The sequence below is a fragment of the Burkholderia semiarida genome, from assembly GCF_029268935.1.
Taxonomy (GTDB): domain Bacteria; phylum Pseudomonadota; class Gammaproteobacteria; order Burkholderiales; family Burkholderiaceae; genus Burkholderia; species Burkholderia semiarida.
In genome coordinates this window covers 371468-384135 of sequence record NZ_JAHLCL010000001.1, presented here as the reverse complement: position 1 = coordinate 384135, position 12668 = coordinate 371468, and the positions used below count along the sequence as shown (strand labels likewise).

Annotated in this window: 13 protein-coding genes; 9 read left to right on the top strand and 4 right to left on the bottom strand. The window is 62.9% G+C overall.

Features of this window, described 5'->3' with window-relative positions; genetic code table 11:
• Positions 1 to 15 precede the first annotated feature (15 nt).
• Complete coding sequence (locus KPB06_RS01760; protein ID WP_059581364.1) at positions 16 to 876, top strand: N-acyl homoserine lactonase family protein; 861 nt, start codon at positions 16 to 18, stop codon at positions 874 to 876.
• 145 nt (positions 877 to 1021) lie between these two features.
• Positions 1022 to 2257, top strand: coding sequence for an MFS transporter (locus KPB06_RS01755; protein WP_230971920.1), 1236 nt, complete (start codon positions 1022 to 1024; stop codon positions 2255 to 2257).
• 212 nt (positions 2258 to 2469) lie between these two features.
• Here KPB06_RS01755 and KPB06_RS01750 read toward each other — a convergent pair whose 3' ends face one another.
• From KPB06_RS01750 to KPB06_RS01735, 4 genes are all read right to left on the bottom strand, one after another.
• Positions 2470 to 2868, bottom strand: a complete 399-nt coding sequence (locus tag KPB06_RS01750) for a putative quinol monooxygenase (protein WP_275920321.1) — start codon at positions 2866 to 2868, stop codon at positions 2470 to 2472.
• Between the two features lie 114 nt (positions 2869 to 2982).
• Positions 2983 to 3519 (bottom strand): carboxymuconolactone decarboxylase family protein, encoded by a 537-nt coding sequence (locus KPB06_RS01745; protein WP_059581370.1) that lies wholly within the window; start codon positions 3517 to 3519, stop codon positions 2983 to 2985.
• A gap of 506 nt (positions 3520 to 4025) precedes the next feature.
• Positions 4026 to 4394, bottom strand: a complete 369-nt coding sequence (locus KPB06_RS01740; RefSeq protein ID WP_059581373.1) for a BON domain-containing protein — start codon at positions 4392 to 4394, stop codon at positions 4026 to 4028.
• A gap of 469 nt (positions 4395 to 4863) precedes the next feature.
• On the bottom strand, positions 4864 to 5796 hold the full coding sequence (locus KPB06_RS01735) for a LysR family transcriptional regulator (protein ID WP_059581376.1): 933 nt from the start codon (positions 5794 to 5796) through the stop codon (positions 4864 to 4866).
• Positions 5797 to 5936: 140 nt separating this feature from the next.
• Between KPB06_RS01735 and KPB06_RS01730 the strand changes: the two genes are divergently transcribed.
• The 7 genes from KPB06_RS01730 to KPB06_RS01700 all read left to right on the top strand — a co-directional run bounded on the left by KPB06_RS01730 (position 5937) and on the right by KPB06_RS01700 (position 12638).
• Positions 5937 to 6944 carry a zinc-binding alcohol dehydrogenase family protein gene (locus KPB06_RS01730; protein ID WP_059581379.1) on the top strand — a complete coding sequence of 336 codons (1008 nt, stop codon included), beginning with the start codon at positions 5937 to 5939 and terminating at the stop codon, positions 6942 to 6944.
• 62 nt (positions 6945 to 7006) lie between these two features.
• Positions 7007 to 8230, top strand: coding sequence for an SMP-30/gluconolactonase/LRE family protein (locus KPB06_RS01725; protein ID WP_275905281.1), 1224 nt, complete (start codon positions 7007 to 7009; stop codon positions 8228 to 8230).
• Positions 8231 to 8266: 36 nt separating this feature from the next.
• Positions 8267 to 8920, top strand: coding sequence for an oxygen-insensitive NAD(P)H nitroreductase (gene nfsB / locus KPB06_RS01720; protein WP_059581384.1), 654 nt, complete (start codon positions 8267 to 8269; stop codon positions 8918 to 8920).
• 90 nt (positions 8921 to 9010) lie between these two features.
• Positions 9011 to 9934, top strand: coding sequence for a DMT family transporter (locus KPB06_RS01715; protein ID WP_059581387.1), 924 nt, complete (start codon positions 9011 to 9013; stop codon positions 9932 to 9934).
• A gap of 28 nt (positions 9935 to 9962) precedes the next feature.
• A complete protein-coding gene (locus KPB06_RS01710; RefSeq protein ID WP_275905280.1) occupies positions 9963 to 10724 on the top strand; it encodes a glycine betaine ABC transporter substrate-binding protein in 762 nt (253 codons plus the stop codon).
• A gap of 295 nt (positions 10725 to 11019) precedes the next feature.
• Positions 11020 to 11820 (top strand): SDR family NAD(P)-dependent oxidoreductase, encoded by an 801-nt coding sequence (locus tag KPB06_RS01705; RefSeq protein WP_275905279.1) that lies wholly within the window; start codon positions 11020 to 11022, stop codon positions 11818 to 11820.
• Between the two features lie 56 nt (positions 11821 to 11876).
• On the top strand, positions 11877 to 12638 hold the full coding sequence (locus KPB06_RS01700) for an SDR family oxidoreductase (protein ID WP_275905523.1): 762 nt from the start codon (positions 11877 to 11879) through the stop codon (positions 12636 to 12638).
• Positions 12639 to 12668 lie beyond the last annotated feature (30 nt).

Below are 12668 nucleotides of genomic sequence, written 5' to 3'. Positions count from 1 at the left end.
CAGCGGAGAGCAGCCATGAGCTTGAAGATTCACCCGATCAACTTCGGCAACATGTCGCTCGATTCGAGCGGCCTCGTCCTGTTTCGCGAACCCGGCAAGCAGGTGACGATACCGGTGCTCGGGTTTCTGATCACGGGTGGCGCGCATCCCGTGCTCGTCGATACGGGTTCGCGCAGCGTCGAGCAGTACGCTGAATTCGGTCTGCCCTACGAAGTCACGCCAGAGATGACGATCGAGTATCACCTCGCTCAACACGGCCTGAAGATGAGCGACATCCGTCACATCGTCCATACGCACGCACATATCGATCACGTCGGCATGACCGACCGATTTCCCATGACGACAACCGTCGGTATCTCGCGTCGCGAGCTGGAATTCGCGGCATCCGGGATCATGGGCCCGCTGATGTACACCGCGGCCGATACGAAGCATCTGATCGACCGCCTGCATACGCGCGGCGCAATCCGGCTGTTCGACGTGGACGGCACGTTCGAGGAAGAGGTCATTCCGGGCGTCGCGGTCCGTCTCTCCGGTGGCCATACGCCGGGTTCGCTGTCGGTGCTCGTCGAAACCGACGAAGGCATTGCCAACATCTGCGGCGACATCGCCTACAACCTGAAGGATCAGTTGATCGACCCGATCCTCGACCAGGCCGCGCACGAACCCACCATTACCGCGAACCGCGCGATGTCGACGCTCGACGAGAAGCGCGCGATCAAGCGCGCGCTTGCAACGAGCCGCTTCCTGCTGCCAAGCCACGACGTGCCCGCGCTGGTGAGCGGCGGGAAGGTAGTCGGCCTGATGGAAAACGCCATCTCGAACCCGCGGGCCGATGTCACGAAGGCGTCGAACTACACGCCATTGACGCAGGGTTGAACCCAGATGCCCGGCCTTCTGCGTCGAACGTTCGGACTGTTGATTGTCGCCGCGGGCGCATTCCACGCCGCGGCCACGCTGGTTCTGCACACGCTCGGCAGGTAGTCGGTTGATCGGTGCGCGGCCGTCTCGTCTGCGGCGCCGCGTGCTTCTCAAGCCTCGAAAGGACTCTCTCATGACTACGCCCTTTTCCGCGCGGACGGCGCGCGCACTCCACACCCTCAGCCTCGCGTACTTCGTACAGGCGACGGGCGCGCTCTCCGTCGTCGGCAGCCTCGACTCGATATCGCGTCAATGGGGGCTCGCCGATTCGCAAAGCGTTTACCTCGTTACCGTGTTCGGTGTGACGTTCGCTTTCGCCGCTCCGCTGCTGCAAGTCGGTTTTGGACATCTGCGACGCCGTCGCCAGGTCCTGCTCGGCTTGGCGCTGTTCAGTACGGCTGCCCTCCTGCTGGCGGCCGCGCCGAATTATCCCGTGCTGCTGCTGTCGCGCGTGCTGATGGGGCTCGGCGCGGGTTTCATCGGCCCCGTGCTCGGCGCCTTGGGTTCCAGCCTCGTCGAGCGCGACCAGCAGGGCAGCGCGATTGCCACCGTGCTGCTCGGCTTGAGCGTCGCCGGCCTGGTCGGCATGCCGCTGTCCGCATGGATCGCGCACGCATGGGGCGCACGGTCGCTCTTCGTCGCCGTCGGACTCGCCGGCGCCGTGACCGCCGCGCTCATCGTATGGGCCGTACCCGACACCAGCAGGGGCGAGAACATCGAATTCGCAACGATGGTCTCTCTTCTGACGCGCACCGCTACGCTCAGTGCATTTCTGGTCGTGTTCTTCATCGCGGCCGGCGTCTATTCGACGTACGCTTTTATCGCACCCATCATTCGCGACGTATTCCACGCAGGCGCCGACATGGTGTCGACCTCGCTCGTGGTGCTCGGCGTCGCCGGCGTCGCGGGCAACCTGTTCGTGACGCGCGCCGCGCGGCGCCATAGCGCGGAAACGATGCTGCTCGCCGGCCTCGCCCTGCTTGCAGCGGACCTGGTGTTTCTCTGGTTCACGCCCCCGAGCCTGCACCTGCTTTTTGTCGCACTGACGGCGTGGGCGTTCGCGACCGACCTGCTGTGGCCTTCACAGCAACGGCGCATCGTCGAACTCGTACCGCAATGGCGGGGCATTGCGTTGGCCTTGACCGCATCCTTCGTGTTTTGCGGCATCGGCGTCGGCTCCGCCGTCGCGGGGTGGGTGTATCCCGCGTTCGGTTTGACAGGGTCGATCGGCAGTTCACTGGTGTTTCTCGCGCTGGCGACCGGCAGCCTGCTCGTGTCCCGTGCGTCGGTCAACGCGAAGGCCTGCGCGGCCGGGTGTCGGGAATCGCTTCAATCATGACGCGATCGAGACAAGGCACCGGCCCGCGGATACGCGAGCAGGCCATCGGAATGAACGGCGTCCTGACCGCACTCGTCGCGCCCGTACTCGCGCTGCTCGTTCGATGATCGACGTCGCGCACGCGACGTCCGGCCTCGATCGAACGAACGAAAAATAACGGCGGCCGGAAATCGATCCGGCCGCCGGCTTGTTCCAGAATGATTTCGGTTCGCCTAGATCACTTTCTCGAGCAGCACGACATCGAGCGTCGCCTTGCCCGCGAGTTCGCGCGCCAGGTTCTGGAACGCCGGTGCTTCGCCGTGGACCTTCAGCGCACGTTCGTCCCGCCATCGCTCGATCATCGTAAAGCGATGAGCCGCCTCGCGGTCGCGATGCAGCTCATACTGCTCGCACCCATCCTCGGTCCGGACGGCCGGTACGGCCGCCAACAACGCCGCTTCCACCGCCTTCGCGTGTTGCGGATCCGCGGTAATCGTGGCAACGACAAACTGCTTTGACATTTTCATTCTCCATCGTAAAGGGATCTTTCGAGCATCTGCTTTCGTTTGACACGCCAGTACGACGACACGATCGGACGGATCGGTTCGTCCGCATGGCGCCCCGTCGCTCATTCAGTCTTCCAACTGCTTCGCGAGCGTCAATGCACACAGCGCCCGACGGGCGCTGTGTGGCGTTCCGGAACGACACCGGGCATTGGCCGTCAGTCGAGCCGACGCCCGACACGTTCAGTCGACTGCCGGAAAGTCCAGCGTAGTGTCGTTCACGCGGTTCACCAGGTTGGTGAAGGTGATCGATGTCATGACCAGGATGATCTCGATGACCTGCCGCTCGGTATACCCCGCGTCCAGCACCGCCTCCAGCACGCCCTGGGGCACGGTATCGCGCGTCGTCGCGATCGATCGCACGAACGAGAGCAGCGCATCACGCCGGGCCTCCCCCGACGCGCGACCGGCGCGGATATTCTTCATCACCTCCGGCGTGAGACCCGACATCCTGCCGAGCATCGTATGAGCGGCCAGGCAATAGTCGCAACCGGACAGCGCGCTTACCGCAAGGCGCACCGTTTCAATGTCGGCCTGATCCAGAGAACTTGCCGCGATCGCCGCATCGACGTTCAACATGGCCGAAAGACCGGCCGGGCTGTGCGTGCCGATGGTCGCGTAGGCGTTCGGGACCTTCCCAAGTGCGGCCTTGATCTGACCGAACACAGCTGCGGTTTCGCCGGTAGCTTCCGACGGCTTCAGGGTAGTCAAGCGTGTCATATATCTCTCAACGAGTTGGATAACGAAGTACCGACCGGAAACGGCCGGCAGGATAGCGACGATGACGAGTCGGAGCCCGCGCCCCTGGTTTTACTGCCAGATAACCGCGCCAAATGCCGAATAGGTCGCGTCACGCAACGCGCACGACAATTATCGACATCGAAAACCCACGACCCGATTTAATCGCAGCATTTGTCATCATAAAAATTCGCCGCTTGAATTTGAATGCGATTTACCGAAAAACTGACTTTACTCGTCAACATCGGGGCCGGCCCGTTTCGCCTTCAGATCATTCATTTTCAGGCACGTCATGAACGTGTCGGTCGCGATATCGACCCACCAATTACCCGGCAAAAAGGACGTTATTTCGGCGCGACGAACACACCCGTTTTCCGTGCATGGCGCCATGCAACATTCAAAATCGGAACTCGGCCTTCGAGCCGCCGCGAACACCGAGCGACGCGCGAACGCATCGGTACGCGCACGTCGGCCTCCGGTGAAGGCAATCAACGGCCCGGTTCGCCCGGCACCACATTGTTGGCGACGGACGTCACGCCCGCGACCCGCGCGGCGCTATCGCCGGCAAGCTGGACTTGCTCGCTGTCGGGCACGTATCCGGTCAGGGTCACGGCTCCCCGGCGAGCGAGCACCCGCACGTTGATTGCATTCAATCCTTTCGTTTTCGACAGCGCCCATACGATTTTCCGCGACAGCGCGCGATCGGCCGCGTGTTGCGCCTTCTTTTCACTCTTCGTCACTTCTTTCTGGCTGACGACCTGCTCCGGCGGCGGAGCGGTATTCTGCTCCGCCGCATGGGCTGAAATACCGAAGGCCAAATAGCTGACATACAGCATCGACGCGATCGTTTTCTTCATCACACTCTCCTTAACCAACGTGAACGTAAAGTTATCAAGGGATAAAACCCGAGTGAATGGTAGGAAGACAATGGGCCGACCTCAATGGCCTCTCCCTGAAAACAGCTTTCAGCGCGCGTTCTTCGCCTTCCCGCGCCGATGCTCGCAAGCCACCTATACCTGCGCATAGGTGCATTGACTATTTTCGACTAGCTCAAATACACGGCGAGACGATTTTCCGGGCAACTCCGAAACGCCAAACTGGCTGCATGTGTTGCCCGATGACCCGAAAGGCGCCTGAACGACGCTCGAACGTGGGCGATCTGCCAGCGGGAACCCGGTTGCCGTGGACTATCGCGACTGGACGTTAACGAAACCTGGGGACCAGACAGCGTCCCGAATTGGAGCCGAGAAGCTGATGAATACTCCGTTGCGCGTCGTTCTCCATTCACCTCCGCACGTCACGGCTCGCGCGGCTAAAAAGGCCGTGCTACTCCATCGCGTCGCCAACGTAGTCGCGCATCGCGGCGATCATCGGCGAAATTCGTTCGCGGAGGTGCGCATGAAGGTATCTGACCGCCGGCGAGAACTGGCGACGATGCGGACACACGAGGCTCAGCGGAGCCGCCTCGCCTCGCTGATCGGGCAGCAATACTGTCAGGCGCCCCGCTCTGACGTCGTCATGGACATCGAGCCAGGATTTGTAGGCAATGCCCCTGCCCTCGACAGCCCAGCGCCGCGCGATTTCGGCATCGTCGCACAGCAGCACACCCTTCACCGTGACCTGCCGCCTCACGCCGCTTGCGGGGAACAGCCAGCGATCGTAGACACGCCCACCGAGCACGTAGGGCAAACAGTCGTGCAAAACGAGCTCGTCGAGCGACGCAGGCGCGCCGTGCCGTTTCACGTATTCCGGAGCGGCGACGAGCACTCTTCGATTGCTTTCGGCGAGCGGAAGCGCGACGTAGCTTGCGGCCTCCGGCGCGCCATAGCGGATAGCCACGTCCACCGGATCGCGAAATACGTCGGTCACGTAGTCGGACAACGAAAGCTTCAGCACCAGCTTCGGATGCGCATCGCGGAACACGCCGAGCCAGGAAAGCAATGCATTGCGTCCGATATCCGACGGTGCGGCGATTCGCAACGTACCTTGCAACGCGTGCTTTCCTCCGTGCAACCGCTCACGCCCCTCGTGAACCATGGAAAGCACTTCCTCCGCATAGGGCAGGTACTGCTCGCCTTCCGCGGTGAGTTTCAGGCTTCGGGTGGAGCGTGCAAAGAGACGGGTATCCAGCTCGCGCTCGAGCCTTTGAATCGCGGCGCTCACTTGCCCTGGCAGCAGATCGGCTTCCCTCGCCGCATTCGAGAAGCTGCCGAGCGCCGCGGCTCTCACGAATAGTTGAAGGTCCTCGAGCCGCACCATTTTCATTCCTGGAGTGAAAGTCCTCCCTAATGTAACGCGTTTTTCCCGCAGTCGAGGTCGAGCAGTATTTCACTCACACGCTGGCGCCCGGTCTGCAGCGAGCAGCCCAGCGCCACTCAACCATCATTCGGAGTTCATCCATGAAAGCGGTTGTCTATACACAGCATGGCCTGCCCGCGGACCATCCCGAGTCCCTTCTCGATGCCGAGGTGTCCAAGCCCGAAGCCGAGCCGCGCGACTTGCTGGTGAAGGTCGACGCGATCGCCGTCAATCCCGTCGACACGAAGGTTCGTATGGGGTCACCCACCGAGCAGCCGCGGATCCTGGGATGGGACGCCGTCGGAACCGTCGAGGCAATCGGAAGCAACGTTTCCATGTTCGCTCCGGGAGACAAGGTTTTCTTCGCGGGCTCGATCGCCCGGCCCGGCGCGTATGCGCAATATGTTCTCGTCGACGAGCGTATTGCAGGCCGCAAGCCTGCGACGCTCTCCGATGCTCAAGCAGCAGCGTTGCCGCTTACGTCGCTGACGGCGTGGGAACTGCTCTTTGATCGCCTCGGGATCGCCGAGGGCGCCGGTGCCGGCGATGCATTGCTGATCGTCGGTGCGGCCGGCGGCGTCGGCTCCATGCTGACGCAACTGGCGCGTCAACTGACGGGGCTGCGTGTAATCGGGACGGCGTCTCGCCCCGAAACGCGCGCATGGGCGCAAGCGCTCGGTGCACACGACGTCATCGACCATACGCAGCCGCTACTCGAGGGGCTGCGCCGCATCGGCGCCCCGCAAGTGCGCTACGTCGCCAGCCTCACTCAGACGGACGTCCATTACGCGCAGCTCGTCGAGGCGCTGGCGCCGCAGGGCCGACTTGCCGTGATCGACGACCCCGACACGCTGGACGCGATGCCGCTCAAACGCAAGTCGATTTCGCTTCATTGGGAACTCATGTTCACACGATCGCTGTTCGAAACCGCGGACATGGTCAGGCAGCACGAAATCCTCGATCGCGTCTCCACCCTGATCGACGACGGTACGTTGCGCACGACCATGGCCGATCACTTCGGAACCGTCAATGCCGAAAATCTCCGGCGCGCCCATGCCCTCATCGAGAGCGGTCGCGCGCGAGGAAAGATCGTGCTGGAAGGCTTCTGACGCACGCCGACGATGCCCTGTATCGCCATTCCGAACATGCTGGACAAGACCGGAGAACAAACATGCACTTCCCGCATCGACGCATCACGAGATTCACTTCCCTCCGCCGGACCGCAACCGCACTGGCAGCCGGCTTGAGTTTCACGCTGCTGGTCAACCAGGTGTTGGCGCAACCGTCCGCGCCGGCAACGGCGCCGGCGGTTCAGGCAACCGACCGCACCATCGGCGCGATGGACACGGTGGCCACCTTTTCCGGCCCGATGCCCACCGGCGTGACGGTTGCCGAGAACGGACGGATTTTCGTCAATTTCCCGCGCTGGGGCGACGCCGTGCCTTTCACCGTTGGCGAGTTGCGTGACGGCCGCGTCGTCGCCTATCCAAACGCCGAGATCAACCATGCCGATGCGGCGCACCCGTCCACGCACTTCCTGAGTGTCCAAAGCGTCGTTGCCGACGGTCACGGCAAGCTCTGGGTTCTGGATACCGCCGCACCGAACTTTTCGGAGCCGGTCGCGGGCGGCGCGAAGCTCGTCGCCATCGATCTCGCGACCAACCGCGTCGTCAAGACGATCGTGTTCCCCGCGAACGTGATGCGCGCCCAGACCTATGTGAACGACATGCGCTTCGATTTTCGCATCGGAAAGGCCGGGGTCGCTTACGTGACCGACTCCTCGCTGTCGGGTATCGGCGGCCTGATCGTGATCGACCTCGACAGCGGAAAGGCGATACGCCGCCTGACCGGCGACGTGTCGACGTCGGCGGATCCTCGCTTCGTCCCGGTCGTCGAAGGCCAGTCGTTGAAAGTCCGCGACCCGAACGGGACCACCAAGCCCTTTTCCGTGGCGTCCGACGGCATCGCGCTCTCCGCGGACGGCCAGACCCTCTACTACTGCCCGCTGTCGAGTCGCCATCTCTACTCGATTCCGACCGCGATGCTGCGCGATCCGTCGATCAGCGACGCGCAACTGGCGGCCGCGGTGAAGGATCTCGGGGAGAAAGGAGCGTCCGACGGTCTTGCCAGCGACGCGAACGGCAATGTCTATGCCGGCGATTACGAGCACAACTCGATTCGCAAGCTCGAGCCGGGCGGCGAATGGCAGACGATCCTGCACGATCCGCGCGTGCTGTGGCCCGACACGCTGTCGGTCGGCCCGGACGGTTACCTCTACTTCACCGCGAACCAGCTTCACCGCCAACCGGTATTCCACGGCGGCAAGGACGAGCGCCAGAAGCCGTACGCATTGTTCCGCGTACGCATCGGCGCAGGTCCCGCACCGACCCGTTAATCCCTTTCGCCATCGCCGACAACCGGAGTCCCGCACATGAATCTCGCCGACGCCATTCATGCCCGCCATACCGTCAAAGCCTTCGAGGGCGGCAAGTCGCTTCCCGCCGCGCAGGTCGAAACATTGCTGTCGCTGCTTCACCAGTCGCCGTCCTCGGTGAATTCCCAACCGTGGCATTTCGTGGTGGCCGCGACACCGGAAGGCCGCGCGCGCATCGCGGCCGCCACAACGGGCGCCTACGCGTACAACGAGGCCAAGGTCGTCAATGCATCGCACGTCATCGCGATGTGCATGCGGACCGACATGGACGACGAACACCTTCAGGCCATTCTGGAGCGCGAATCGGTGGATGGTCGATTCAAGACCGCCGAAATGCGCGCCGCGCAGAACAAGAGCCGCCGCTCGTACGTCGACATGCACAAATACGAGCTGCGCGATACGCCGCAATGGATGGAAAAGCAGGTCTATCTGGCGCTGGGCGGCCTGCTGCTCGGCGCGGCGGTCCTCGGCGTCGATGCAACGCCGATGGAAGGGTTCGACAGCCGCGCGCTCGATGCAAGCCTCGGCCTGCGCGAACGAGGCCTGACGAGCGTCGTCATCGTGTCCCTGGGTTTTCGCAGCGGCGACGACTTCAACGCGGATCTGCCCAAATCGCGGCTGCCGCGCGAACGGATATTCACATTCATTTGATCACCCGACGCAGGCTTGCCGCCCGCGCGGCAAGCGTTCCGAGCTACCGTTTCGCGCACGCTCGGCTGCACGACTTCGAGGAGCGTCATCATGTCCGAGTTGATTCGGATGGACACGCACGGCCGCACCGCGACCGTGCCCTCGTCCAGATATGGCGGTGCGCTGTTATTGGGCGCGGCGATTTTGTTGTGGGGCGCGAACTGGCCGGCGATGAAGCTCGGCCTGGCGCACGTCACACCGCTGTGGCTGTCGGCAGCACGGTTCGCATCCGGGGCGCTGTGCCTGTTCGTCGTGCAAGCTGCGACCGGGACGCTGCGCTTGCCGAAGCGCGCCGACCTGCCGTTTCTCGCCAGTGTCGGCTTGCTTCAGATGTTGGCGTTCACCGCGATGAGCGCCGTCGCGCTGCACCACGTGAGCGCCGGCCGTTCCGCCGTGCTCGCCTATACGACGCCGATCTGGGTGACGCCCGCGTCGGTGCTGGCATTTCGCGAGCACCTGTCCGTGCGTAAAGCATTCGGCACGGCACTTGGTGTGGCCGGGGTGCTGCTGCTTTTCAATCCGCTCGATGTCGACTGGCACGATCGTCAGGCCGTTGTCGCGCACGTCATGCTGCTCGGCGCGTCGCTGTGCTGGGCGGTCTGCATTCTTCATCTCCGGCATTTCCGCAGCGCGTCGAGCGCCTACGTGCTCGCGCCCTGGCAAATGCTCGTTGCCGCCGTACCGCTCGCCGTGCTTGCCAGAGTGCTCGAGGGGCCCTACACGGGCGACGGCAGCCTCAGCCTGACGTCGGCGCTGATCTACATCGGTCCGATTGCAACTGCATTTTGCTTTTGCGCGGTGAATGCCGCCAACACGCGCATGTCGAGCACGAGCATGGCGACGGCGATGTTAGGCGTTCCCGTCGTCGGCCTCATGACGTCGGTCCTCTTTCTTCACGAGCATCTCACGATGGGGCTTGCGGCAAGCGTCGTTCTCATCGTGGCCGGCATCGCGCTCTCTATCGCATCACGCTGACCTTGATCGTCTGAACCAGGAGAATGCCATGGTCGATCTCGACCCGACTCAACCCAGACTCACGCTCGTTACCATCGACCTGTCGTTCCATCGCGCGGCCTCCGGCGTCGTGCGGCGGATATTGAACGAGCATGGCGTAACGGTCGACGAAATATTCGCACCGCACGAAGAAGCCTTCCGGATTCTGCGGGAAGGGCGAGCCGACATGCTGAGCAGCGCGTGGCTCCCGAGCAGTCATAGTCTCTACCTCGCTCCGTTCGAGCAGGACGTGCACAAGATCACCGTCCTTTACCGGCCATATGCATTGTGGGGCGTACCCGACTATGTGCCCGAAAGCGCGGTGAGCTCCATCTCCGATCTGAAACGGCCGGATGTGGCGTCACGGATGGTGAAGCGGATCCAGGGCATCAATCCCGGCGCGGGCATCAGCAGATTTTCCCGCGAAATCGTCGCGCAGTACGGCCTGGCGGACGCAGGGTATCACTTCGAAAACGGCACGCTCGACGATTGCGTACGCGCCTTCGAGGAGGCCGTCGCCGCGCGCCGGTGGGTGGTGGTTCCGCTTTGGACTCCACAGTATCTTCACGAGCAATACACCATCCGCGAACTCAAGGACCCGAAGGGTCTGCTCGGCGGCACGGACGACGCCACGTTGATCGTCAGAAACGCGTCGCTTGACGCGATCCCGTTGGCCGCATTGTCCGAACTGCGCACTCTCAGTCTCGGCAACCGGGAAACGAGCCGTCTGGACCATGTCCTTTCACGCACCGGCTCGCAGCGAACGACCTGAGGCGCCACGAGCGAGCATCGTCGGTGACGAACGCGTAGACGACGCGTATCGACCGAAACCGCCGCGAACGTCGACGGCCGTTATGCAGTTCGCGCGAACGAATATTCGGAGTAAGTGAAATGACTTTATGGGCGGAGCGCGTTGATCGACACGTCGCCTCGCCAATAAACTGCATCGCACTACATCGCAATCGCCGAGAAACAGAAGACTGGAACGAGCCGGCCGAGATGACGCAACCGGCTCGGCGTTTCCCGGCAGATGTCATTCACTTCGTAACCATCGACGGAACAACATCATGACGCAAGCACACAAAGGCACCGCACTGATCACGGGCGCATCGTCGGGTATCGGTGCGGTCTATGCCGAACGACTCGCACGCCGCGGGTTCGATCTGATTCTCGTTGCACGCAACAAGGATCGACTCGACGCATTTGCGAAGCGCATGACCGACGACACGCAGCGCAGTGTCGAAGTGATCGCTGCGGACCTCGGCGATTCGCGCGCGCTGGCCGCCATCGAAGCGAAGCTGCGCACGGACGAGAGCATCACGCTGCTGGTGAACAATGCCGGTGTCGGCACGCATAAGCCGCTGCTCGAAAGCGACGTCGACGCAATGACGCGCATGATCGATCTCAACGTCACGGCTCTGACGCGCCTCACCTATGCAGCGGCACCCGGCTTCGTCGCTCGCGGCCACGGCGCGATCATCAACATCTCGTCCATCGTTGCGATCGGGCCCGAGCTGCTGAACGGCGTGTATGGCGGAAGCAAGGCATTCACGCTCGCGTTCACGCAGTCCCTTCATCACGAACTGGCAGACAAGGGCGTGCAGGTTCAGGCCGTTCTCCCGGGCGCGACGGCAACGGAATTCTGGGAGATTGGCGGGCTCCCGCTGGACAACCTCCCGAAGGAGATCGTCATGTCGGCTTCCGACATGGTCGACGCAGCGCTGACCGGCTTCGACCGTCAGGAACTCGTCACGATTCCATCCCTGCACGCAGGAGAAGAATGGGTCGCATACGACGCCGCCCGCCGCGTCATGATTCCCCATCTCTCGAGCAATACCCCCGCGGCGCGTTACGCCGTCGCGCAATAAACGCAGCAAACCTTTTTCGCAACCGCTCCAGTCGTCCATTCAAAGGAACTCCGATCATGAAACTCACCGGAAACACTGTCTTCATCACCGGCGGCACGTCGGGTATCGGCCGCGCTTTCGCAGAAAACCTTCACAAGCGTGGCAACAAGGTCATTGTCGCGGGGCGTCGCAAGGCGTTGCTGGACGAGATCGCTCGGGCCAATCCGGGTATCGACACCGTGGAGCTGGACGTCGGCGACCCCACGCAGATCGAGCGTGTCGCGCGACAGCTGATCGCGGACTATCCGACGCTGAACGTCGTGATCAACAACGCGGGCATCATGCCGTTCGATGACGCCGGCGGTGCGCTGGACGACGCGCAAGCCGTCCGGCTCGTGAACACGAACCTGCTCGGGCCGGTGCGTGTCAGCGCCGCGCTCGTCGAACATCTGAAGGCGCAACCCGAGTCGTTCATCATCAACAACAGCTCCGTACTGGCATTCGTCCCGCTTGCCGCCACGGCGCTCTACTCCGCGACGAAGGCGGCCATTCATTCGTACACGATGTCGCAACGCTTTGCGTTGCGCAATACGAGTGTCCGCGTGCTGGAAATCGCCCCGCCGTGGGTCGACACGGATCTGATCCACAAGAGCGGTGATCCGCGAGCAATGCCGCTGGACGCCTTCATCGCCGAGACGATCCAGCGTCTCGAAACCGCGACGACGGAAGTCGTGGTCCAGATGGCGCAGCCGCTGCGTAACAACGTCGGCCCCGACGAGTATGCGTTCGTCGATCAGTTCAATCAGGCGCTCGTCGAGAACCCCATTCCGGTAGCCTGAGCCGCCGCGAAGAAGGACTCCGGAAGGCGG

What these genes read in the sequence shown, in the direction of transcription:
- KPB06_RS01760 (WP_059581364.1), top strand. Translation starts at nt 16, where the DNA reads ATGAGCTTGAAGATTCACCCGATCAACTTCGGCAACATGTCGCTCGAT.
- KPB06_RS01750 (WP_275920321.1), bottom strand. Translation starts at nt 2,868, where the DNA reads ATGAGCGACGGGGCGCCATGCGGACGAACCGATCCGTCCGATCGTGTC.
- KPB06_RS01745 (WP_059581370.1), bottom strand. Translation starts at nt 3,519, where the DNA reads ATGACACGCTTGACTACCCTGAAGCCGTCGGAAGCTACCGGCGAAACC.
- KPB06_RS01740 (WP_059581373.1), bottom strand. Translation starts at nt 4,394, where the DNA reads ATGAAGAAAACGATCGCGTCGATGCTGTATGTCAGCTATTTGGCCTTC.
- KPB06_RS01735 (WP_059581376.1), bottom strand. Translation starts at nt 5,796, where the DNA reads ATGGTGCGGCTCGAGGACCTTCAACTATTCGTGAGAGCCGCGGCGCTC.
- KPB06_RS01730 (WP_059581379.1), top strand. Translation starts at nt 5,937, where the DNA reads ATGAAAGCGGTTGTCTATACACAGCATGGCCTGCCCGCGGACCATCCC.
- KPB06_RS01725 (WP_275905281.1), top strand. Translation starts at nt 7,007, where the DNA reads ATGCACTTCCCGCATCGACGCATCACGAGATTCACTTCCCTCCGCCGG.
- nfsB (WP_059581384.1), top strand. Translation starts at nt 8,267, where the DNA reads ATGAATCTCGCCGACGCCATTCATGCCCGCCATACCGTCAAAGCCTTC.
- KPB06_RS01715 (WP_059581387.1), top strand. Translation starts at nt 9,011, where the DNA reads ATGTCCGAGTTGATTCGGATGGACACGCACGGCCGCACCGCGACCGTG.
- KPB06_RS01710 (WP_275905280.1), top strand. Translation starts at nt 9,963, where the DNA reads ATGGTCGATCTCGACCCGACTCAACCCAGACTCACGCTCGTTACCATC.
- KPB06_RS01705 (WP_275905279.1), top strand. Translation starts at nt 11,020, where the DNA reads ATGACGCAAGCACACAAAGGCACCGCACTGATCACGGGCGCATCGTCG.
- KPB06_RS01700 (WP_275905523.1), top strand. Translation starts at nt 11,877, where the DNA reads ATGAAACTCACCGGAAACACTGTCTTCATCACCGGCGGCACGTCGGGT.